At 58.3% G+C, this 22794-nt stretch carries 21 protein-coding genes, 1 tRNA gene and 1 pseudogene; 12 read left to right on the plus strand and 11 right to left on the minus strand.

Translation table 11 applies throughout. From position 1 onward, the window contains the following. Positions 1 to 216: 216 nt before the first annotated feature. On the plus strand, positions 217 to 525 hold the full coding sequence (locus K7H22_RS07060; protein ID WP_230800035.1) for a hypothetical protein: 309 nt from the start codon (positions 217 to 219) through the stop codon (positions 523 to 525). 69 nt (positions 526 to 594) lie between these two features. Here K7H22_RS07060 and K7H22_RS07065 read toward each other — a convergent pair whose 3' ends face one another. Beyond that, entirely contained in the window at positions 595 to 1308 is a 714-nt protein-coding gene (locus tag K7H22_RS07065; protein WP_230800036.1) for a transglutaminase-like cysteine peptidase, read from the minus strand. Positions 1309 to 1591: 283 nt separating this feature from the next. Beyond that, on the minus strand, positions 1592 to 7243 hold the full coding sequence (locus K7H22_RS07070; protein WP_269063041.1) for a Hint domain-containing protein: 5652 nt from the start codon (positions 7241 to 7243) through the stop codon (positions 1592 to 1594). A 904-nt stretch (positions 7244 to 8147) separates the two neighbouring features. Here K7H22_RS07070 and K7H22_RS07075 point away from each other — a divergent pair. The 5 genes from K7H22_RS07075 to K7H22_RS20170 all read left to right on the plus strand — a co-directional run bounded on the left by K7H22_RS07075 (position 8148) and on the right by K7H22_RS20170 (position 10577). Further along, positions 8148 to 8936: a Hint domain-containing protein gene (locus tag K7H22_RS07075; RefSeq protein ID WP_230800037.1), complete on the plus strand. Its 789-nt coding sequence runs from the start codon at positions 8148 to 8150 to the stop codon at positions 8934 to 8936. Between the two features lie 18 nt (positions 8937 to 8954). After that, entirely contained in the window at positions 8955 to 9698 is a 744-nt protein-coding gene (locus K7H22_RS07080) for a helix-turn-helix domain-containing protein (RefSeq protein WP_230800038.1), read from the plus strand. Positions 9699 to 9819: 121 nt separating this feature from the next. Continuing rightward, on the plus strand, positions 9820 to 10011 hold the full coding sequence (locus tag K7H22_RS20160) for a hypothetical protein (protein WP_330165841.1): 192 nt from the start codon (positions 9820 to 9822) through the stop codon (positions 10009 to 10011). Between the two features lie 77 nt (positions 10012 to 10088). Further along, a complete protein-coding gene (locus K7H22_RS20165; RefSeq protein WP_330165842.1) occupies positions 10089 to 10262 on the plus strand; it encodes a hypothetical protein in 174 nt (57 codons plus the stop codon). Positions 10263 to 10283: 21 nt separating this feature from the next. Next, positions 10284 to 10577: a hypothetical protein gene (locus tag K7H22_RS20170; protein ID WP_330165843.1), complete on the plus strand. Its 294-nt coding sequence runs from the start codon at positions 10284 to 10286 to the stop codon at positions 10575 to 10577. Positions 10578 to 10903: 326 nt separating this feature from the next. Here the strand turns inward: K7H22_RS20170 and K7H22_RS07090 are convergent, their stop codons facing one another. The 4 genes and pseudogenes from K7H22_RS07090 to K7H22_RS07105 all read right to left on the minus strand — a co-directional run bounded on the left by K7H22_RS07090 (position 10904) and on the right by K7H22_RS07105 (position 14589). Then, entirely contained in the window at positions 10904 to 11545 is a 642-nt protein-coding gene (locus K7H22_RS07090; RefSeq protein WP_230800039.1) for a class I SAM-dependent methyltransferase, read from the minus strand. A gap of 497 nt (positions 11546 to 12042) precedes the next feature. Next, positions 12043 to 12794 (minus strand): annotated as a pseudogene (locus tag K7H22_RS07095) (IS3 family transposase); the annotation flags it as partial. After that, positions 12791 to 12866, minus strand: a tRNA-Thr gene (locus tag K7H22_RS07100). The gene K7H22_RS07100 and the pseudogene K7H22_RS07095, both read right to left, overlap by 4 nt. A 52-nt stretch (positions 12867 to 12918) precedes the next feature. Further along, a complete protein-coding gene (locus K7H22_RS07105) occupies positions 12919 to 14589 on the minus strand; it encodes an ABC transporter permease (RefSeq protein WP_230800040.1) in 1671 nt (556 codons plus the stop codon). 122 nt (positions 14590 to 14711) lie between these two features. Here K7H22_RS07105 and K7H22_RS07110 point away from each other — a divergent pair, with 122 nt between their 5' ends. Continuing rightward, complete coding sequence (locus K7H22_RS07110) at positions 14712 to 15587, plus strand: hypothetical protein (RefSeq protein ID WP_230800041.1); 876 nt, start codon at positions 14712 to 14714, stop codon at positions 15585 to 15587. 46 nt (positions 15588 to 15633) lie between these two features. Here K7H22_RS07110 and K7H22_RS07115 read toward each other — a convergent pair whose 3' ends face one another. Beyond that, a complete protein-coding gene (locus K7H22_RS07115; RefSeq protein ID WP_230800042.1) occupies positions 15634 to 15894 on the minus strand; it encodes a DUF2312 domain-containing protein in 261 nt (86 codons plus the stop codon). 135 nt (positions 15895 to 16029) lie between these two features. Here K7H22_RS07115 and K7H22_RS07120 point away from each other — a divergent pair, with 135 nt between their 5' ends. Next, positions 16030 to 16245, plus strand: coding sequence for a hypothetical protein (locus tag K7H22_RS07120; protein WP_230800043.1), 216 nt, complete (start codon positions 16030 to 16032; stop codon positions 16243 to 16245). Between the two features lie 23 nt (positions 16246 to 16268). Here the strand turns inward: K7H22_RS07120 and K7H22_RS07125 are convergent, their stop codons facing one another. From K7H22_RS07125 to K7H22_RS07135, 3 genes are all read right to left on the minus strand, one after another. Next, entirely contained in the window at positions 16269 to 18410 is a 2142-nt protein-coding gene (locus K7H22_RS07125; protein WP_230800044.1) for a 3-hydroxyacyl-CoA dehydrogenase NAD-binding domain-containing protein, read from the minus strand. A gap of 79 nt (positions 18411 to 18489) precedes the next feature. Then, positions 18490 to 18714 (minus strand): hypothetical protein, encoded by a 225-nt coding sequence (locus K7H22_RS07130; protein WP_230800045.1) that lies wholly within the window; start codon positions 18712 to 18714, stop codon positions 18490 to 18492. A gap of 79 nt (positions 18715 to 18793) precedes the next feature. Continuing rightward, positions 18794 to 19117, minus strand: coding sequence for a TraR/DksA family transcriptional regulator (locus K7H22_RS07135; RefSeq protein WP_230800267.1), 324 nt, complete (start codon positions 19115 to 19117; stop codon positions 18794 to 18796). Positions 19118 to 19287: 170 nt separating this feature from the next. On the opposite strand from K7H22_RS07135, the gene K7H22_RS07140 reads away from it, so the two are divergent. From K7H22_RS07140 to K7H22_RS07155, 4 genes are all read left to right on the plus strand, one after another. Continuing rightward, entirely contained in the window at positions 19288 to 20151 is an 864-nt protein-coding gene (locus K7H22_RS07140) for an MBL fold metallo-hydrolase (RefSeq protein ID WP_230800046.1), read from the plus strand. An 85-nt stretch (positions 20152 to 20236) separates the two neighbouring features. Then, on the plus strand, positions 20237 to 20662 hold the full coding sequence (locus K7H22_RS07145) for a YeeE/YedE family protein (protein WP_230800047.1): 426 nt from the start codon (positions 20237 to 20239) through the stop codon (positions 20660 to 20662). After that, positions 20662 to 21093 carry a DUF6691 family protein gene (locus K7H22_RS07150; protein ID WP_230800048.1) on the plus strand — a complete coding sequence of 144 codons (432 nt, stop codon included), beginning with the start codon at positions 20662 to 20664 and terminating at the stop codon, positions 21091 to 21093. The genes K7H22_RS07145 and K7H22_RS07150 overlap by 1 nt, the downstream gene beginning before the upstream one ends. Before the next feature lie 9 nt (positions 21094 to 21102). Further along, entirely contained in the window at positions 21103 to 21537 is a 435-nt protein-coding gene (locus K7H22_RS07155; RefSeq protein ID WP_230800049.1) for a TIGR01244 family sulfur transferase, read from the plus strand. Between the two features lie 13 nt (positions 21538 to 21550). Here K7H22_RS07155 and K7H22_RS07160 read toward each other — a convergent pair whose 3' ends face one another. Next, positions 21551 to 22771, minus strand: coding sequence for a flagellar motor switch protein FliM (locus tag K7H22_RS07160; RefSeq protein ID WP_230800050.1), 1221 nt, complete (start codon positions 22769 to 22771; stop codon positions 21551 to 21553). Positions 22772 to 22794 lie beyond the last annotated feature (23 nt).

The following is a 22794-nucleotide window of genomic DNA, read 5'->3' on the forward strand; positions in this document are numbered from 1 at the left end:
CCAAGACGTGAGGTCGGCCCATTGTTTGACAGACGCTAGCCTCCACACCGCGTTGCTCTAAGATGTTGGTTGCGTGGCAGAACATGCGCGGTGCGGCGAACGGATATGTTCTGACCGCATCGCGCACCAAAAGAGTTCGCCGCTTTCAGTCTCTGATTGCAAAAGCAGACAATCATCCAATTAGTCTAACCGGGCCCGCCCAAGAGGGACAAAACCATGCACAGTAAGGGATTATTTTTTCTGATCGGCTGCGTCCTGCCGATCTGTGTGATGCTGGTTGTTCCCAATATTGTCTCTGCCCAAGCACAGGATCACAAAGGCATCAAACGGGCCTTTCTGGACCGCTACCTTGATTGCGCCGAGGCCCCCGATGCCGCGGCACGACTGGAATGCTATGATGCGCTTTTAGTGGATATCCCGGCTTGGTTGGAAGATCCAGATGATGCGCAATCCAGCGCCATTCGGACGCGCGCCGAGGCGCCTCCCCTTGATGCCACACAAAGCAATGAGCCCGCCGAGCACTGAACGGAGACAGGGCCGTTTTTCAAAAGCTATCAAAGTTCATCATAGCGCTAAGGCATGTGCGCCTTGGGGTCAGTTGGAGTTAGGCCGCAGACTTGTCGGCACCAACCGCGATGTGGACACCGCATTGTCATTGCGCATGATGCCGCCATCAATCACAGCCGTCCACTTCCTGGGATCAGTGGGGTCCTGCATCCTGAGGAATGTATAGCCTGTCTGACGCCAGTGCTTCACATCGTTGCGAAGGTTATCCAGAACGTAATCACCATGTACGGTCCGCATCACCAGAACGGCATGCGCGTTGCGGTTCCTGTCCAGAACGGTCGACACCATTAAAGCTTGTGGATCAAGACCCGCCGCGATCAGATGCTTCTTCTTGAGCAGCGCGAAATCCTCGCAATCGCCTCCTCGGCCTGTCGGCAAAGACCAGTATTCCGTGCGCCCGTATTGCGCCTGATCCGAGACCGCGCGCACCTGGCGGTTGATCTGACGGTTCAGTTTGACCGCATAATCAAGTTGTTTGCCTGAAATTCTAACCAAGCCGGCGGATCGCATACAGGCCCAAGGATAGCGCTGGCAAAGATCATTGGCACCGGCAGGCGATGAAACCGTCATACGCGCCGTCAGGAAAGCATCCTGCCCCGCATACAATGTGTCAGTCCCTGCACCCAACGCGGCCGCCGATGCAACGGCCAATGCCAGCGCCCGCAAACCGTGTTTCCGATTGGGGAATTGTCCGACAATACCGGCAGGGATGGTATGATACCAAGCAGCCCGATCGTTCATGGTCAACTCCTCTAGCCCTTGGGTATCCGGGTCGTGTTACACCCTTGATCGGGACCTTGTCAGAGGTTGGGCCAAAATCTGGTCTTTTGGGGCAAACTCTGTGTTTCAGCGCAAAACTTGGCAGGATACCGCCACATTTGCCCTGAAATCCACTAATCCGCCTGTCCATAACGGTTTCAGCGCGGCCCGTCCGCTGCACACTGCGCTCTGTGGCCACCGTTTTCACAAGCATCAACTTGTTCACCGGCCGCCTGGATACCCTCCGGGCGGCCGGTTCCTTTTGTCAGGCCTGATCAATGAAGCAACCTGCTTCAACAGCCATCTTGGCCTCGCTCTGTTTGAGGGTTCGACGGGCGCCGAAGCCGTAGGCACGGAAGGCCTCGGTCGCCAGTTGCGGGAACAGGGCGATGATCTCGGCACGTGTTTCCTCGGCCAATGCCCCCCAACCCTCATGCCCCGGATGGAAGCTTTCGGACTGGCAACCTTCGGCATAGACGATCTCATGCTCGTCGAACATCATGTGGAAATATTCCACCTCGCCGCCTTCCACCCGCGTGATCGACCCGTCATTGACCAGATGCTTGGCCGCCACGAGAACCTCGTTCACACCGAATAGAAGATCCGCCTGCCATCCGCTCAGCAACATACGGTGCTGCGGCGAGACCAGCAGGTCGCGATCATTGGCCAGCGCCCCCTTTCGGAACCGGATAGGCGCCAATCTGCCCGTAGCCTGAACCTTTGTCGAACCGATCCAGCGGACAGGCTGATAGCCATGGTCTTTTGTCACAACCATGTCGCCCACCTGCAGGGTCTCGATAGGCACATCCCCCTGCTTGGTGGTGATCAGCGTCCCCGCGACAAAGCACACAACCGAGGTGTTCTCCTGGCTCAACGCCGCCGCTGCGACAGCGACACCGGCATTTTGGATCAGCAACCCGCCCGCTGACATCAAAACGCCCGTTGTCTGTTCGGCCCGCAGCCATTGCAGCGGTGTTGAATATTGCTGCGTCGGGTTGGCAGCATTCCATGCGGCCAGCGTCGTGTCGTTGTAGAATGCTGACAGATCGACAAAGTCATTGTCGGTCTGAACGTCATTGCCGATACCTTCGGTGGTATTGAAATCAGTGATCAGATCAGCAGTACCATCCGCGATAAAGACATCCGGCCCCGTACCACCTGTCAGGATATCAACGCCTTCACCGCCATCCAGCGTGTCATTGCCCTGACCACCGATCAGCAGATCGTCACCCTCGTCCCCGAATAGCAGGTCGTCGTCAATACCGCCATCCAGCGTATCGTTGCCTGTTCCGCCATGGAGCTGATCCGCATCGTCCTGCCCGAAGATCCGATCATTTCCGTCGCCACCAAATAGCAGATCGGTGTTGTTGCCGGTGTTCGGATCAACAGGAGTGTTGATCCCCTCGTCTTCGAGATCATAGATCGCCGATCCAATCCCGCCGATGACATCAGGTGACAGACCACCATAGATAACGTCATCGCCAGCCTCGCCATAGACCGTGTCGGCACCTTCGCCGCCCTCAATGGTATCGTCGTCTGCCCCGCCATAGACAAAGTCATCGTCGAAACCGGCATCAATGCTGTCACTGCCGCTATCGCCAAAGATCGTGTCCTGATCATCGCCTGTCAGGATTGTGTCATTGCCAGAGCCCCCAAAGACCAGATCACGATCATTCTCGGAATCGGTATCCGACGGATAGCTGAGCAGGGCCTCATTAAAAGGCGTACTCGGATCATCCGGATAGTTTAGGCCCTGATCGGGAACGCCGGTTCCTTCCGAGGTACGGGTATTGATGACGTCATTTCCATCGCCACCGTAGACCTGATCACTGCCCTCGAAGCCGAAGATCGTATCGTTCCCGTCATCGCCATGGACAACGTCGTCACCAGCCCCTGCGCGGATACTGTCATTATCCCCGCCACCGAAGATGGTGTCGTTATCGTCACCGCCATTGATCGTATCCTCGCCAACACCGCCATTTATATGGTTCTCGCCGTCACCCGCGCTGATGCTGTCATTGCCCGAACCGCCATTGATCGTGTCGTCGCCGTCACCGCCAAACAGTGTGTCGCTGCCCGATCCGCCATCAAGTTCGTCATTGCCCGGACCACCAAAGATCTCGTCCTGACCAGAGCCGCCGAAGACGGTATCGTCGCCCAGACCCGCAAAAACGGTATCGCTGCCGTCTTCGGCGATGATCATATCGTCGTCATCGCCTTCCTCGTTGTCACCGGCGTCAACACGGTCGCCTTCGGGGTCGCCAAGATAGTCGACATCGATCAGGTCACCCTCTGGCGTGCCCTCAACGATGAAGTTGGGGGCTGTCACCTCGACGGCCAGCGTGCCGGTGTCGGTGCCGCCGGCCCCGTCATCCACCGTATAGGAGATCTCGGCCGGGCCCGAGAAACCAGTCGCGGGGGTGAAGACGATCTGGTTGTCCACGATCGCGACCGTGCCCTGGTCCGCAGGCACTGTCGCATCGAGCAGCGTCAGCGGATCGCCATCCACATCCGTGTCATTGGCCAGCACATCCACCGTGACCGGCGTGTTGAAGCCCGTGCTCGCCGTGTCGTCCTGCGCGACCGGATCATCGTTCACCGGCGTCACATCCACCGTCACCGTGGCCGTATCCGTCCCGCCATTGCCATCGGTCACCGTATAGCTGATCTCGACCGGACCGTTGACGTCCTGCGCCGGGGTGAAGACCAACTGGTTGTCCACGATCGTGACCGTGCCCTGATCCGCAGGCACTGTCGCCTCCGTGATCGTCAGCGGATCACTGTCCGGATCGCTGTCATTGGCCAGCACGTCGATCGTGACCGGCGTATCCTCATCCGTCGAGATCGTATCGTCCTGCGCCTCAGGCGGGCTGTTTTCGGGCAGGATCAGTTGTTCGATCTCGGAGAAGGTCATCGCGCCGGTCACATTGCCGGCATTGTCCAGAAACTCTACCGTTCCGGAGATCGAGTTGCCGTCCGGATCGACCGTCTGGTTGATGATGCGCAAGGGACCGGAGCCCGACAGATCCAGTGTATCGACATCATCTCCGCCCGAACCGCCATCGACAACATCGCCCGCCGTGCCACCGACGAACAGGTCACGCCCGTCGCCACCGAAAAGAGAGTCGGCACCATCCTCACCAGAAACCGTATCATTGCCCGCACCGCCAAAAACAGTGTCGTTGCCATCGCCACCGAAAAGAAGGTCGTCGCCGATGGCAGGCGGCGTGCCACCACCGGTATTGCCGCCTGTGCCATCCGCCGTGAAATAGCTGGTGGCAAGCTGGGAATATTTCACCTCGGGATGGGTGTCGGTGCGTCCCAGGAATGTATAGGTCTCGCCCTGCACCATCGGCTTGTCGCTGACAAAACCGACGGCCTTGTTGCCGTCGAGTTCCACGACATAGATATTGATCACCTGTCCCGCGGAACCCTGCACAGAGTAAGAGTATTCCGGCGTCAGACGGTCGCCTGCATTTCCCGAGATGCCGTTCAGCACAACCTGCTGGCTCAGATCCTGCGTTCCGTCACCATCGTCGAACCAGTTGAAACTATCCTTTATGCCGACCGCTGTGGGTATGCCGGTTTCGGACAGGGTAAAGGTGCTGCCGACAACGTATTTCTCGCCGGTTGTGTCATTCGGGAACGGGTTCTTGTTGCCGGATGCATTGTCAACCGACACTTGCTGCAGGTCCCAAACAAGCAACGTGTATTTGGCACCGGCGACGGCGTCGATGGCGACTTCGCCCGTGTCCGGTGTTCCTGTATCACCCGGAAGCCCGTCAACCGGCTCGTCCCCGTAGATCGTATCGTTGCCGCTGCCGCCAAAGATAATGTCATTGCCGCCTTGACCGAAAACAAGATCGTCACCTGTGCCGCCGTAAATCAGATCGTTACCGGCTGCCACGGCATCTTCGGGACCGTCCTGATCATTGCCGGAAGTGCCTTGCGTGAAATAGCTGGTGGCAAGCTGGGAATATTTTACCTCGGGATAGGTGTCGGTGCGGCCCAGGAACGTATAGGTCTCGCCCTGCACCATCGGCTTGTCGCTGACAAAACCGACCGCATCGTTGCCATCCAGTTCAACCGCATAGATATTGATGATCTGACCTGCGGAATCCTGCACGGAATAGGAATATTCCGGCGTCAGACGGTCGCCTGCCTTGCCCGAATTTCCGTTCAGAACGATAGGCAAGCTCAAGTCCTGAAAGCCGGGGCCATCATCGAACCTGTTGTCACCATCCTTGATGCCCACCGCTTTGGGGATGCCGGTTTCGGACAATGTAAATGTGCTGCCGACGACATCGTCCTCGCCCGAAGCATCATCCGGAAAGGGGTTTTTGTTGCCAGCGGCATTGGTCACCGACACCTGCTGCAGATCCCAGACCAGCAGGGTGTAGTTGGCGCCTGCTATGTTCCCGATCTGGATCTCGCCCGGGGGAGTGCCTGTGACCGGCGCGCCGGCTCTCAGATCGTCGCCATAGATCGTGTCATTGCCGGCACCGCCGTCAATTTCATCATCACCCACGCCGCCGACCAGTTTATCATTGCCAGCCTGACCCAGAAGCGTGTCATTGCCTGCTTCGCCAAAGATGGTGTCGTTGCCTTCACCGCCATCCAGAACGTCATTGCCCGGCGCATCAAGCAAGGTCACGAACGGTTGGTCGATCACCGATCCGTTCAGCGTGAAACCCGAGTTCTGATCCCGAGTCGTCAGGGTAAATTCAATGGAAGCCCGGTTCTCGAAAGCTGCCGAGAACCAAGCATCCTGATCGCTGGGATCGTTTTCTTCTGTGCCGAAGGCAGAGACTGTGCCGCCATTCGAGGTGACATCCAGCGATGTGTTCGAGGACGTGCCGAAAGTAAAAAACTGTTCGGACGGAATTGTGACGCCTTCGGGGGTCGCGGTGCGATCCAGATCGCCAAATGTAGCCACTGAGGAAATCGCAACGGGCTGTCCGGTGATCTGGTCATAGAACTCAAGACGGAAAGAGGCTGTTTTGCCGCCGTCTGAGCGGTCATTATTGCCGTTCAACAGGATTTCGGACCCTGCGCCACCTGTCAGGTCGATCGCGAGACTGGGGCTCGCATCAACCAGTACAAGCTTGGCCATCACGGCGCGACCGTCTTCTGTTACGGAGACGTTGTTATAGAATACAGAATTACCCACAACAGCGGCACCGTCATGTCCGGTCTGCGAGCCTGCGACGACGTTCTGGGCCTGCAGGGACAGTGGTGCAGCAAAAGTCGTATTGCTCAAGCCGGTGTCGCCAAGGATCAGGTCATCTCCATCGCCGCCGAAGACGGAATCGTCACCGTCACCCGCAAAAACCGTGTCATTGCCTTCACCTGCAACGACGGTATCGTTGCCCGCGCCGGCATCCACGACGTCCATATCACCACTTTGGCCCGGAAGGATCGCGTCGTTGTTGTCGATCTGGTCGCCATCGGGGTCGCCAATGTAGTTGATGTCGATCAGGTCATTGCCGGATGTGCCCGAAACGATCCCGTCCGGAGGCGTCAAATCCCTGTAACCCGCATCAATATTGTTCACTGTGGTTGCTTTGGGAACATGGATGGCAACTGTCTTGCCTGTCGTCTGGTCCGCATCGCTGTCTTCGCTAAAGTTGCCGATATCCTTCTCGACCAGTGACAGATCACCAACACTGGTTGGAAACTGAACGAAGTAGGTGCCTTCCGCCAGTTGCGTGAACGCGTAGTTGCCAAGTGCATCAGTCGTCGTGGTCTTGATCAGTTGACCCGAGGAATTCAGCAGCCTGACGGAAAGGCCAGCTATTCCGGCTTCGAAACCACCTGTTCCGTTTGATTCCGTGTTGTCCGCGTTGTCGTCTGTGAAGACGCGCCCAGCGAGAACCGAGGATTTGGGATCATACGGACCAATCAGATTGAGAACCATCTCGCAGCATTCCTTCGCATACACGGCAGGACGCTACGGCGCGACGTCCCTGCTCATCGTTAAAATCACACAAGTTAAACTTTGCCCCGAACGGGACGCAGATGACGTCATTCGACCGAAAGAGATTCGGTGTTCACTTTCGGTAATAATATGCGATCCAAAGAGGAATCCAGCCCCCCGTTTCGCTGAGCGAGATGACTGTAGAAAATCCAGTTTTCGATCTGTTCGGATGTTGGAACAGTTGCGTCAGGATCGCGGGATTGTGCAGACGTCATTCACGGCCTGCAAAACCAAAATATTGGACTTATTATATATTTATTAGATATTTAGTGATCAAAGCTCACAAAACTACCGGCTCAGAAAATCGGGAGAAAAGCGCATTCTGCTCTGGATAGCCCGAAACGCATTGTTTCCCGATTGCTATGACACAGCAGCAACTTCCCTCTGCAAAACGGCGATTTTCGCACCAAACGTCGGCAGGCTCGTTCTCGAAAGATACAAGAACGGTGGTGATTCCGTCCAATTATCGCCCGCTTTGGAAGTTAGAAGCCAAGGTGTTCGAGTGACAACCGGTTTAGCGAGTAATGACAGCCGCCGTCCGTTTTTTTTCCAGTTCGCGTTCCGATTATATGGCGGACCGCACAACGGCGCGCGCCGGTCGCGTGCTGTTGTGCAAAACGCCGCGCGCAGCGATCTGCATTTCCCGCATTTGCCGATTGCCTGGCCACGCGTCCGGTCTTGCCCAGATCGGGCGGAACGATGCATGTGTCGCTGGCGCGATGGATACCTGCACAACCGTCGTCTGTTCATCTGACACAAATCCCCTGATGCGATCCTTCGACAGGAGGCTTGTGGCGCTGGTCGCAGCCTCGGATGCAACGCTTGCATTTCAATGGTGTATGCAATGAACAAGGTTCTAGTAACCCGTGGCGACGATTTCAGCACAGGCAACTCCGCGCAACAAAACAGCTCGGCGCTGAACTGGATGCGCGCCGGACTGGCTGAAAATGCGCTGGATCAGGCATGTTCTGTGCACATCCATGATGCCAGCACCGCTGTATCCGACGCGGAACTGGTCGGCGAAAACAGCGGTATCATGTGCTTTGCGGCGGGCACACGCATGTCCTGCAAGGGCGGTCTGGTTCCTATCGAACACCTCAAAGTCGGCGATCTTGTGATGACGATGGACCAAGGCTACCAACCCATACGCTGGATCGGAACCAAACATGTGCCCGCGACAGGAAAATTCGCACCCGTTCGATTCCGCAAAGGCGTGTTGACGAATGTGAGAGATTTGCTTGTATGTCCCCAGCACCGTATGTTGCTTTCCGGCTGGCAGGCCGAGTTGTTGTTTGGAGAGAGTGAGGTTTTGGTGGCTGCCCAGCATCTGGTCAATGATGGCACGATCACGCGCATCGAGGGCGGCGATGTCGCCTACTATCAGATGCTGTTTGACACCCATGAAATCGTTTTCGCCGAAGGCTGCCCCGCCGAAAGCCTGCATCTGGAGCCACAGAACTGGGATCGCCTGTCGCAGGTAGCCCGCTTGGAAATCCTGACCCTGTTCCCTGAACTGGCGAATAACGGTTTCAGGACCCACGGCGCGAGCGCCCGTATGACGTTGAAAGCGCGTGACGCGATGGTGCTGTGCATGCAGTGCACAGACACATCCGACCTGCGGCTTGCCGGCTGACCACGGGATGGTTGCGCCATGACAAAGCCTGACCGTTTCTCGATCCTCGATGCCGAAGGGCCTACGGCACGCGTGCTGCTGGTCATGGAGAGCATCTTGCTGCACGGCCCTGTCACGCTTGGCGGGCTTTGCGAATTGTTGCCCATCAGCAGGGCCGCGATCTGGCGCGCGCTGAATACCCTCAGATCGCGCGGCTGGGTCCGTATGCGGATGGGCGATAATGCGTTCGAGGCATCGCATCTCTTCGGCACGCTGGCACAATCCGCGCATAAATCCTATCATGGCGCGGCAGAGGCGAATACCCTGCTCCATCGCCTTGCCCGCCTTGGCCCTTTCCATATTGAGATCGGTGCATTGACCGCCTTGGGGTGCTTCACCATTCTCGAATCCACCTCGACAACAGGATATGTTCAGCCGGATCGTTCACTGACAGATGACAGGATCGCAATCGCCGCACAGATCGGGCTGAGCCCGACCGACCAGATCCGGCACCTGACGCAGTTTCTGGCAGTCTGCGGCGATGACGAGCGTCACCAGATCCAGTCGGGACGTCACGCACAACTGCTGAAGAAGTTGAAAGCCGCAGGGATCGTCTGGGACGCCGACAAGATAGCCGTAGCCCTGCCTCTGCGTGTGGCCGGTCTTCCCGCAGCCGCGATCCAGATCGAGGTGAAATCCGTTACACAGGAAAACCTGCGTCTGCTTGAAAGCGTTGCCGACGAACTTGCCCAAAGCGCGCCTCACCAGCCCTATAAGAACTGAGCGGCCGCAGGGTCGCGGCCTTGCGCGACGGCTTGTGCGGGCAACCGCGCATAGCGACGTCTTTCTAAAAAAATTGTGTTTTCTATGTTAGCTTGCCGCGCAATGTGCGGGGGCATGCCACATGGATCAGGACAGACTTGATATACTTGTCGGTACGACGAAGGGCCTGTTCGTGGTGTCAGACAAAAGAGCGCGTCAGGACTGGCAAGTTTCGGGTCCGTTCTGTGATGGCTGGCCTATTAGCCATGCTGTCGGTGATCCGGTGACCGGGACATACTGGGCCGGTGGTGGCAGCGACGGGTACTGGGCCTGAACCGTTTGTCCAATGCCGGGTCCTGTGCCCATTACGACCATCCGTCCGCACCGCGCGACGGTGAAACAGGTCACTGCGTGCATAGCATGATGCGCGCGCCGGGGGCCGATGACGTGCTCTACCAGCAGAACCATCACGGGGTCTGGCGGTCTGCGAATGGCGGGCGCAGTTGGGATGATATCACTGCAGGCCTGCCCTCGACCTTCGGCTTTCCGATCCGCGTGCATCCGCGTGATCCCGACACGATCTGAACCCTCCCCCTGAACGGCGACATGGAGGGCCGATTTCCTCCGGATGCTGCAGCCGCTGTCTGGCGGTCACGCGATGGCGGGCAAAGCTGGAAGGATCTGCGCACCGGCCTGCCGCAAAAGGCCTGCTTCTTCACAGTGCTGCGCCAATCCATGTCAGGCGACACACGGGAACCTGCGGGCATCTATTTCGGCACGAATAGCGGCTCTGTCTTCGTCAGTGCCGATGAGGGCGACACTTGGCAGGAATCCGCCCGCCACCTGCCCACGATCCTCGGAATCGAGGTTATGGATCGCGCGGCTGGGCAACAGACATAGGTCGCTTGTCGCAGCGCAGCGGACTGCTTCGGCGGCAGTGAAACGGGGGACAGGGAGCAAAGCACGTGTTTGCGTGCACCAGAACCAGCGCAACATTTCGTTTACAGCTGCTTTTGTGAATGTGGTGCCCCCACACGGGACGGGTGAGGATCAAACCGACCGGTTCATCACTTGTTTTCTTGTACTTAGCCGAGAGGCTGTTCCCGAATGTGTCCTTAAAGGTGCCCGACATGTGCCTCCGTGACAAGACATGTGCCCCCGTGACAAGAAGGAGACTGGGATAGTGTCACTTTTCCGATTTATCGCGCGCAGAAAGCTCAACCAAGCTACGAAAAGATCACATAGGATTTTGGAAATCCCGCAAAGCGTTCCGTCCAAATATTCCCAGTCGGAAACATCTTTTCCAAGTCTTTGCGCTTGATCACGGTTGTTCCTTCAATCATCTCGGTCCATGCGGGAAGCTTTTGTTTCCATCGGGAAATAAATTTCCGCTTTAACGGTTCTGGGTAAGCCCACCAAAAAGGCATGTGATTATGAGCTTCTATTGGAAACCAAATTGAAGGCGTCTGAACCCAAAAGCGAGGGGCTACGCGTTGAACTTCTTTAGCGAACGCAATCTGATTTTCGATTGGCCCAACATGTTCAATTACGCTATTTGAAAAGGCTATGTCGAAACTTCCATCCAAAATGAGAGGTAAATCACAAGCATCTCCTTCAACAAAATTTACATTGTGGTGTCCGTTTGGATTTACTTTAACCAGTGCGTCAGGCAAATTTACGATAGTTAAATTTAGCGGCAGCGGACAATCACCCCAGAAAGCGGCAGAGCCGCCAAGATCAATAATCCTTTCACCGCCTTGAATTCCCATCTTCGTTATAAAAAACTGCATCCTATCCTGACGCTGCTTTCGAGAAAAGGGCTCTTTGGCCTTTAAGGCCGCGTTGAAGACAGCATATCGCAATTCCATAATGAATTCCCCTATATACAAAAGCTGTGATGCCAAGCTATTGATAGGCACTGACAAGTTCTTCGCATAGGCAAAGTATACGCACCAAAAAAACAGATTTCTTCTATTTAGGGAAGAAAAATGATCGCAAAAATGTAAACCCGGGAGATAGATATAGCGGCCCGCGCGCACCCCATGCCCACCTCAGTGCAAGCTTGCATGGAACCAGATCAGCTCCACCTGCGGGAAATCTCTATAAGCAACGTAAAAACAATGGGTTGAACCGGGTGCGCGGCATAATTCAGGAGGGGGTCAGCACCACCTTTGTTCAGATTTAGGGTGCCCAACCTCATCAGGAGCCTGCCTCATGTGCTATCTGTCCTTTCGCCTTGGCCGCTTTGAACTCCTCGCCCAGCGCGAAACCGTAAGCCACACCTTCAGCGTCACCCGAGAGGGCGCTGGGGAGGTGATCGTTGACCTTGGACCTGTCGCGTATTTGTGCCGCCCCAAGTGCTCGTTTAGGCGACTTTTCGTTCGAAGGCGACCGGGCTTTTCCAGCCCAATGCTGAGTGCCGCCGACGCGGATTGTAAAAGCCATTGAGGTATTCGAAGATCGCCATCTCGGCTTGCCGCCTTGTTGCCCATGACCGCCGCCATATCAGTTCGGCTTTGATGGTTTTGAAGAAGGTCTCGACGGCCGCATTGTCATAGCAATTGCCTTTTCCGCTCATCGAGACCCGGAAGCCGTGTTCACGCAGGATCTTCTGGTAGTGAGCCACTGAAGGCGCCATTGGTTCAAGCCCAATGGCGAACGCGAACAGTAGTGGCTGCCGCGATCACTGTGGAAGATGCAGCCCTTGGGCTGCGACCTGAAGGCAATGGCCATCTTCAAGGCCCGGATCGCCAGATCACGCTTCATCCGATTGCTCACGGCCCAGCCGATGACACGACGGGAGTGCAGGTCCAGGATGACTGCCAGATACAGCCAGCCCTCGCGGGTCCAGATGTAGCTGATATCGCCCGCTCATTTCTCGTTCGGCCCGACCGCACTGAAGTCGCGATCCAGCAGGTTCGGGGCGACGCTCAACGTATGATCACTTGTCGGTGCCGTCGGAAAAACGATCCCCCGGATCGTTTTCTGATCCTCCTTACCTCTTTTTAGGATATCCCTCTCCTCCTTGAGGATGCGGTTCTCGCGCCGAAGCCGTTCGTTCTCCCGCGCAAGCTCGCGATCCTCGGGCGATACCAATGAGTTAGCTGAATTAGTGGTGCCCCCACACGGACTCGAACCGCGGACCTACTGATTACAAATCAGTTGCTCTACCAGCTGAGCTATAGGGGCACTGCGACGCGCTTTACGCAATCCTCGGGGCGCTTGCAAGAGGGTTTGGTGCCTATCGGTTGGCGCGGGCTAAAAAACCTACTGCGGCAAGGCCGACGAGGATCACGAGGATCGCTGCGGGGGATGCGTCGCCCAGATTTTCGAGGCTCGCCTGATCATGGACCCGCGTTGCCAACGTGTTGTAGTTGAAAGGGCGCAACAGCAAGGTTGCGGGCAGTTCCTTGACGCAATCCACAAAAACCAGCAGTAGCGCCGAGGCGATCGAGCCGCGGATCAAGGGATAATAGACCTGCCCCAACACCTGTCCTTGCGTGCGCCCTAAAGAACGGGCCGCCATCGGCAGGCTGGGCGAAACACGCCCCATCGCCGCATCTGCCGCACCCTGTGCTATCGCGAAAAAGCGCACGGTATAGGCCAGCACAAGCGCCGTGGCGGAGCCTGTCAGCAAAAGGCCCACATCCACGCCGGTGACCAGTTCGATCGCATCGGCGACACGGTGATCCAGTGCCGCCAGCGGAATCAGCAAGCCGACCCCCAGAACAGCCCCCGGCGCGGCATAGCCGATGGTCGTCAGTGGCAGCAGAATCCTTGGCAGTTTGCGACCCGACAGCCGGACACCGTAAACCATGAACACGCCGGCCAGAACGGTCACCACAGCTGCGATACCGCCGACCGTGACCGTGTTGAAAAGCGCGCTGAGCAGCGCCGGATCGGCCCAACGCTCGGCCCTGCCCAGCGCGTGTGACAGGATCACGCTCGCGGGAAGCAGGAAACCCAAGGCAAACGGAAAAAAGCACAGGGCTGTCGCGATCATGGCCGGCAAGCCGCGCAGGGTGATCCGATCGACGGGACGGTGACGGATCGACAGATTGAAAAAGCGGATGCGACGGCGGCTGGATTTTTCGAGACCGACCAGAAAGATGACCAGCACCAGCACGACACTGGCAATCTGCGCAGCACCTGCGGCATTGCCGCTTTCCAGCCAGACGCTGAAGATGCCGGTTGTCAGGGTTTGCACGGCAAAGTAATCGACCGCGCCGAAATCATTGACGGTTTCCATCATAACGATGGCAATGCCTGCGGCAATGGCAGGGCGTGCCAGTGGCAGGCCCACGCGTGCAAAACGCCCCCAATGCCCTGCCCCCAAGGAGCGCGCCACCTCTTCCGAGGCGGCAGATTGCTCGCGGAAGGCGGCGCGCGCCAGCAGGTAGACGTAAGGATAGAGCGCGGCGGTCAACACCACGACAGCCGAGCCGATCGATCTGATCTGCGGGAACCAATAGTCGCGCGACGTTGTCCAGCCCATCATCTGACGCAATCCTGTCTGCACAGGGCCTGCATATTCGAACATATCCACCAGCGCATAGGCTCCGACATAGGCAGGGATCGCCAAGGGGAGCAGCAACAACCATTCAAGCCAGCGCGAGAACGGGAAGGTGTAGCGTGATATCAGCCATGCAGCCCCCGTTCCCACCAGCCCTGACAGCAGACCAACGCAGCCCATCAAAATCGCGGTGTTGGTCAGATAGCGTGGCAAGGTGGTAGAAATCAGATGCGGCCAGATGTTGTCGCCTGGCGTGAGGGCGATCCAGACGACCGACAGAATCGGCAACAGAACGATAGCGGCAATCAGTAGCGCCCCGAACGACCACGGGCTCAGGCTTTGGACAAACCGACGCTGCCATTGTGGTCGTGTTCTGGGGGGGGCCGTGAGATCGCTCATGTTGATCGGTCGTTTCCTGCCTGTCACATTGCCGGTGCTGAATGCCCGAAACCGGTTCAACTGTCCAGAAAAGAGCTTATAGTCGGCAGCGCAACTGTCGAGTAAAGCAAGAGAAAAAGAATATGCATCTGGTACTTCATGCCGGGGTCCATGCCACAGACGAAGACCGTCTGATCAAATGTATGCTGAAGAACGTCGAGGCGTTCGGCGCGCTTGGTGTCGCTGTGCCAGGGCCTTCGCGCTACCGACGGCTGATCCGCGATACGTTGCACGCAATGGCTGAAAGTGATCTGTCCGATGACGCGCGCGCTGTGCTGCTGGATGCGATGCTGGACGGGGAGACGCCCGAACGGATGATCCTGTCCAATGACAATTTTTTTGGCGTGCCGAAACTGTCGGTCGGCAAGGGCGTTTTCTATCCCGGGGCCGAGCAGAAGTTGATGCGGTTGCGCCAGCTTTTTGCGCCCGACCAGATCGAGCTTTGCCTTGGCCTGCGCGACCCTGCGACTTTCGTACCCGCGGCATTCGCCCTGGCGCCCGACACCGATCTTGCCGGTTTTCTGGACGGGACAGACCCACGCGATTTGCGATGGTCGGAATTGCTGTCGCGGTTGCAAAGGGCAGCGCCCGACGTCGCCATGACGGTGTGGTGCAACGAGGATACGCCCCTGATCTGGGCCCATCTGATCCGCGAGATGGCGGGGCTGGAGGCAAATACGAAAATCACGGGGGGGTTTGATCTTTTATCCGAGATCATGTCGCCCACAGGCATGTCACGCTTCCGCGCCTATCTGAAAACCCATCCCGTGATGACCGAGATACAGAAAAGGCGCGTGATTGCGGCGTTTCTGGATAAGTATGCGCTGGACGAGGAGATCGAGGAAGAAGTCGATCTTCCGGGCTGGACCGTTGATCTGATCGGCCAGTTGACCGAAATCTACGAGGAAGATGTATTTGCGATCCAGCGCATGCCTGGCGTGACCCTGATCACGCCGTGAATTGCATGCTTGAAAACGCCTGAGAAATCGGTTTCTGCGATACTGGTCAGACCATTCCAAGAGCGGCTTTGTACATTTCCAGAACCGCTTCCTCTTCGGCGATGTCGTCCTTGTCGCGTTTACGCAGGGAAATGACCTTGCGAAGCACCTTGGTGTCATAGCCGCGCCCTTTGGCTTCGGCCATCACTTCTTTTTGCTGGTCGGCAATATCCTTCTTTTCGGCTTCAAGACGCTCGAAACGCTCAATGAATGCGCGCAGTTCGTCTGCGGTCACGCGGTAGGTTGCATCGCTGATCGTATCGTTCATCTTCCGGCCTCCGGTTGGATGCTCTTCCCTAGCGTCCGTGCCTTCGCCCTGCAAGGCCGATGATGCGAAAAGTCGCCGCGTTGCGGGGCGCGCGGCGATGCTGTAAGGCGGGGGCGCGAAACAGGAGCTATGGAAATGCAGGGACTGATCTGGAGCGGGGCAGTTGTATCGGTTGCCGGTTTGGGTGGCTTGATATGGTGCATTTTCAAGGTTGCGGCCGCGAAACGCGCCCAACTGTCGGATGACGAGCTTCGCGCTGCGGTCAAACGCGTCGTACCGATCAATCTGGGGGCACTGTTCTTGTCTGTGATTGGCCTGATGATGGTGATCATGGGCGTGTTTCTGGGCTGAACCTTCCGGTCTTGCCGCGTTGTTCACTCTGGGATGCTGCTGTCTTCGGCGCGGTTCAGACTGTCGAAATTCTGCCCTTCCTTGATCAGTGCGGCAAATACCGGATCGGGTGTGTAGAGCGCCGGATTTTCCTCGCTGAACCGCTCCAGCGCCTGCCGGATCTCGAACAGGCCGATCAGATCGGCCGCTTTCATCGGTCCGCCATGCCAGCGCGGATAGCCGTGCCCCTGCATCATCACCGTATCAATATCCGATGGCCTCAGGGCAAAACCTGCCCGCAGCGCGCGCGCACCGGCATTTGCCATCGCGGCAACAGCACGCAGAACAATGGATTCCGCTGAAAGTGAGGTGGCCGCGCCTTGCTGGTCAAGCTCTGTCAGGTCGAGAATCCCCATGACCGCGCGGTCGGGTTGTCCCTGCCCTTCCTGCCAGAGATAGAAACCGCGCCCTGCCCTTTGTCCGGTACGGCCCGCCATAATCAACCTGTCCATATCGTTCAGATGCCGGGTGCCGACAGGCAACAAAGCCTCGGCAACTCGGGCTTTGGCCAGGCAGTGCTCCAGACCAATCAGGTCGATCTGGCGAAAGATTCCTTGCGCAAAACCATAGCCATGCAAGGCCGCGTCGATCTGCAAAGGGCTTGCGCCCTGTCGCAGCATTCCTGCTCCTGCCTCCCACAGGGCCGCGATGACAGGCTCGCCCATTCCGCCACCGCCGGTGCCATTCCGCAGCACGATACGGCCCAGACTGTCGCGCAGCATAGCTGCAACCGTTGCGATCGCGTCAGCCGAGGTCGTATCAGAGGGACAAATCTCGGCAAGGCGGGTCAGATGCGCGGGCGCCTGCAGGCGCAGGCCAAGCACGGCGGCGGGCCGTGTGGTGGCAGCGGCAATCTGGTCGATGCGGAACAGTGACGAGGTGGTGACCAGCACTGCCTGCGGCGGCGCAATACGATCCAGCGCGCCCATGATCACTGTCTTGGTAGACAGGCTATCAGCCACGGCCTCGATCAGCAGATCGGCCTGGGCCAGATCGCCAAGCTGTGTCGTGCCTTGCCATAATGCAAGCCGGTCGGGAATGTGATCGGGCTGCATCCGTCCCGCCTTGACCAGCGCATCATGGGACGCAGCGATCCGCCCTTCAACCGCCACCAGAGCATCTGCACTGCGTTCGAAATGGATCACGGGAAGACCCGCCGCAAGAAAGGCCACGGCCATATTGGCGGCAACTGTTCCCCCGCCGATCAAGGCCACACGGGACACAGAACGCGCTGTGCCGTCACGCAATTCGGGAAAATTGGCCGCGCGTCTTTCGGCAAAAAACGCGTGGCGCAAGGATTTCGAGACATCTGCCTCAAGCAATTCCTCGAAGGCGACGTTTTCAAAAGCCAACCCCGCCTCGAATGGCAAGAGGCAGGCAGCTTCGACGCAATCGACTATGCGCGCCGACGCGGTATTGGGGCTGGCTGCAACCTGCGTCCGACGCGCCGCAATCGCTGCCGCATTGCCGGCAAAATCCGCCAGACCGTCCCGCCGATCGCGACTGCGTTGCAAGGGGCGCCCTTCGGTAAGACCGGCAGCAAGTTTCTGGGCCAATGCAAAGGCCGCAGCCTCTACATCCTCGCCTTCCGGCACCAAGCTATCCACCAGAGGCCGCAAGTGCCGCCCCCGTAAGCGGCGGGGGTTTTGCGACAACAGCAGTTCAAGTGCTGTCTGCGCGCCAAGCAAACGCGGCAGATACTGCGTGGCCCCTGCCGCCGGCGGCAGGCCCATCATCACATCCGGAAAGCCGATGAACGCATCCGCCGTTCCCACACGCGCATGCGCTGCAAGCGCCAGTTCGACCCCCGCGCCCAATGTCATCCCGTGCAGGACAGCAACCACCGGCTTGCCACCCATCTCGACCCGCTGGCAAAGATCGGAAACATGCGGCGGCGTAATTCCCGCTTCCGCTTCGCGCAGATCAAGTCCGGTGGACAAGCCACGCGCAGCGGGCTGGCCCAACCCCGTCAGCACGATCGCGCCAATGTCAGAGTTCAGGATTGCGGCATCCAGCGCATCACCCAATTCCTGCCGCATTGCAGGCGTCAATGTATTGAGTGGCGGAAGCGCCAACCGGATGATGGCCATCCCGTCGCGCTGGTCTTGCCGGATCGTCCCTGCCACGCCCTGCCCCCCTGCCGGTCACATTGTTCGGCTTGCGCCACAACTGTGCAAAATCAGAGGGGTATATGGCAAGCCCCGTTCAGACCGGCATATTGTCAAACTGCGCTTCTGTCATCGCATCGGTCAGCAGCCTGTCCAGCAGTCGGAGCCTTTCAGGAACCTCGTAGCCCTGGCTTTCCAGACAGTGGCACAGACGGTGCAGATCGGCCTGCAGATCTTCGCGTTCATCCGGTAGCGTTGCCTTGATGCGGGCCTCGATGTCACGGATCGGGTCAGACAAGGAGTCTGGTAGTTGTTCGATCATCCTATCCTCCTTCACATTTCAATGATGTCGCACATGCAAAAAATCTGTCCGCGTGATGACAGATCACAAGATCATGGTGTCAATGTTCCGCAGCACATGTCTTGCAAAACGGCGTGGCCGGCAGCGCGTCCAGCCGTTCCTGGGAAATCTCGGCGCCGCAAATCGCACAGAAACCATAATCGCCAGACCTGATTCGGCCAAGGGCTGCCATGATGCGGCGAATCTCGTCCAAACCGGACTGGCCCAGCCGCTCCAGCACCTCGTCGCCCTCGCGTTCGATGGCCATATCGTCCCAATCCTGCGTATGGGGCTGATCCAATTCAGCCTCGATCCGGTGCAGGCGGCTGTCCAGTTCGGACAGGCGTTTCATCAAGGTGGCGCGACGGATATCTGTATGTGTCATCATGTCTTCTCCCTTATCCGTTCCATTATGACCTGAACTGGCAGACAGGGCCTTGATGCAGGTCAATACGACCACAGGTTTGATGTCTGGTCACGCCGACCGACAGCCAGACTGCCCCTTGATACACATGCAGCAAGCCATATATGTTCTACCAAACGGAGGACGACACTATGACCCCAGACGTCAAAGCCTTTTTCGACGAAGCCACCAACACGGTTTCCTATGTGGTCAAAGACCCCGATGGCAGAAGCTGTGCGATCATCGATTCGGTGCTGGATTTCGACTATGCTTCGGGCCGCACCGATACCAGCTCGGCCGACGAGATCATCGCCTATATCCGCGCCGAGAAGTTGGAGGTGCAGTGGCTTCTTGAAACCCATGTCCATGCTGATCACCTGTCCGCCGCGCCCTATCTACAGGAACGTGTCGGCGGCAAGATCGGGATCGGTGACCGTATCAAAGTGGTGCAGGACACATTCGGCAAGGTCTTCAACGAGGGCACCGAGTTCCAGCGCGATGGCAGCCAGTTCGACAGCCTTTTCGAGGAAGGCGACAGTTTCATGATCGGCCAGATGCGCGGCGATGTGCTGCACACGCCCGGCCATACGCCTGCCTGCCTGACCTATGTCATCGGCGATGCCGCCTTTGTGGGCGACACGTTGTTCATGCCCGATTTCGGCACGGCGCGCTGCGATTTTCCGGGCGGCTCGTCAGAGGTATTGTTCAATTCGATCCAGAAAATCCTCGCCCTGCCCGACGCGACACGCATTTTCGTCTGCCACGACTACAAGGCACCGGGGCGCGACGAATTCGCTTGGGAAACCACAGTTGCCGCGCAGAAGGCGGGCAATATCCATGTGGGTGCAGGCAAGGATCGCGACGCATTCGTCAAGATGCGGGATGCGCGGGACGCGCAGCTGGCCATGCCCAAGCTGATCATCCCCTCGTTACAGGTGAACATGCGGGCAGGCCAGATGCCGCCAGCGGACGAGAAGGGCGATGTGTTCCTGAAAGTACCAGTGAACAAGCTCTGATCGACCAGATTTTGATACGCAACCGCCCGCCGCAAAAGATGGCGGGTGCGGCGCATAGTGCGCATTCCAACAGGATAGGACGGATATGGAACAGGATTGGATCTGGGGGCTGGTCGGCGGGCTGTTGATCGGCACAGGCGGGGCGGTCTATCTGCTGGCCAATGGAAGAATCATGGGGGCCAGCGGAATCATCGGCGGGCTTGTAGATGGCACAGGCCGCAACAGCGCAACCGAAAGGCTGATCTTTCTGGCGGGCGTCATCCTGTTGCCGATCCTTCTCTATCCGCTCTACGGATCGGTCGATACTCATGTTTCATCCAATCCGCTGGTGATCATCGCGGGCGGTCTTCTGGTCGGAGCGGGAACGCGTCTGGCCAATGGCTGCACATCGGGACACGGAGTCTGCGGCATCTCGCGTTTCAGCCTGCGCGGGATTGTCGCGACAGTGTTCTACATTCTTGCGGGTGGTATTACGGTCGTGCTGTTCCGGCATCTCCTGGGGGTGATCTGATGCGTCTGCTCTTCGCATTCCTCGCAGGCGGGCTGTTCGGCGCGGGCCTTTTCGTGTCCGGCATGACCGATACCGCCAAGGTTCAGGGCTGGCTGGATGTGTTTGGAGACTGGGACCCGACACTTGCATTCGTAATGGGGGGCGCCATCATTCCGATGGCCATTGCCTGGCGTTTCGTGCCGGGGCGGAGGCCTCTGGTAGGGGGTGATTTCCCCGCACAGGTCTCGTCACAAGTCAGCCGCAATCTGGTTCTGGGATCAACCATGTTCGGCGCAGGCTGGGGGCTTGCAGGGCTCTGCCCCGGACCGGCTATTGCATCGCTTTCCTATGGTGGTGTCTGGCACTGGGTTTTTGCGGTGGCAATGCTGGCAGGTATGGCGCTAACGCCGCTGCTGCGCGTCAAGCTGGACAGGTTGATTGTAGCAGATTAAAGCAAGCTCATGGATATTCGTCAGATCACGCCCCGCTATTCCGTTTCGCCCCAGATCAGCCCCGAAGATATCGCGGCGATCAAGGCGGCTGGCTTCAGTGCAGTCATTTGCAACCGCCCCGATGAAGAGGTGGCTTCCTCCATCAGCGCCGAAGTACTGGCAAAGGCGGCACAGGCGGAAGGACTGGCCTTTCATATTCTGCCTTTGACCCATCAAACCATGACCCCCGAAAATGTGAAACGGCAACGCGACCTGATCGCGGGGGCGGAAGGTCCGGTTCTGGCTTATTGCGCCTCGGGCACACGATCTTCGGTTGTTTGGTCGCTGGGGCAGGCAGGGCATCAACCCGTGGCCGATATCCTGCAGGCGACTGCCGCCGCCGGCTATGATCTGGCTGGCTTGCGGCCTGAATTGGTCGCGATCGAGGGGCAAGGCGGGCTGTAAGCACGCGCAACCGCTAGGCCGCTTCGATCCCTTTGTGCGGTTTGCCCACCATGCGTCCGGCATATTCGTCAAATGCCTGATCCGCCGCGGGTTCATCGTCGAAGACAAATGGCGGGTTCTGCTGTCGATCTGTCCGCGGCGGGCCATGTTCGGCTCCGGCATCCGCTGACGCTGACTCAGGCTCAAGGCCGGGGTTGGTAAGGGGGCTGTCAGGTGCAGCATGTAACGCCGGTTCCTGATCTGCCGGGACGGGCTTTTCCGGTTCTGCCACTGCTCCGCCGCTTTCTTCTGCGGTTTGATTTTGCCTTCTGCCGCTCTGCCCCGGCATCTTGACCCGCAAGGCGCGCATGCCCTGCAATTTGCCCAACTGGGCCTTGGCCACAACCCGCCCCCCCGCCTCGAGCGAAATGTCGCCCAGAACATCCGGCGACAAGGGCAGCACAGTACCTGCGCAAAGCTGGCCCATCTGGGACAATGGCAACGACAGGCGGCACAGGATCGCCTGAAGGCGCGCGGGCGCATCCATGACGCGCGCCTGAAATTCCGGCGATACCTTGACCTGTTCGACTTTGGCTATCTGGTCCGCTGGTCGCTCGCAAACAGGCAGAGCCAGCACAAGCTCGCCCATGCGAGCCCCCTGCCCGATATCCAGAGGTATCTGAAAAACATGATAATCGGGCGCAACCAGCGCCAGGCCAAGGCCGCGCCGGTCTTCGATCATCGCGCCGAAGCGGTAGCCGCGGGTCCAGTAGCCGTCAGGATGGTCGGCCAGATGCTGCGCGGCACGGCGCAGGACGCTGTCCACCAAAGGCGCCACCAGCACAGCATCGGTCCGCGTCAAGGCGCGCGGCGATACGGGCCGCGAGGTGATCTGGCCTGTCATCTGCATTTCGATCAGGGAGGTCACGGTCGCCGCATCCACCGCCGCCAGACCCAGTGCACCGGACGGGCCGTCAAGCAACAGCAAAAGCCCCTCGTCCGCGACCATTTCCAACAAGCTGCCATGATCCTCCAGCGAACGCCCTATGGAACCGACGCGCACAGCTATCGAGAAATCTTCATCCGCAGCTTTCTCGATGGCAAGCCGCAATGCCCGCGCGGGCGACATGACCCGCGCATCCTGCCCGTCGCGCGCGTTTCGTGCCTTGAGGCGCAACCCCGCATTTGATGCTGTACCGACCATCGACCCCGTCACCGCTTCTGCAGCTACATCTGTCCGGTTTACCCGTCCCATGGTTACGAAATGCTGAAGCTTTC

The organism is Seohaeicola saemankumensis (assembly GCF_021021435.1).
Classification (GTDB): Bacteria; Pseudomonadota; Alphaproteobacteria; order Rhodobacterales; family Rhodobacteraceae; genus Seohaeicola.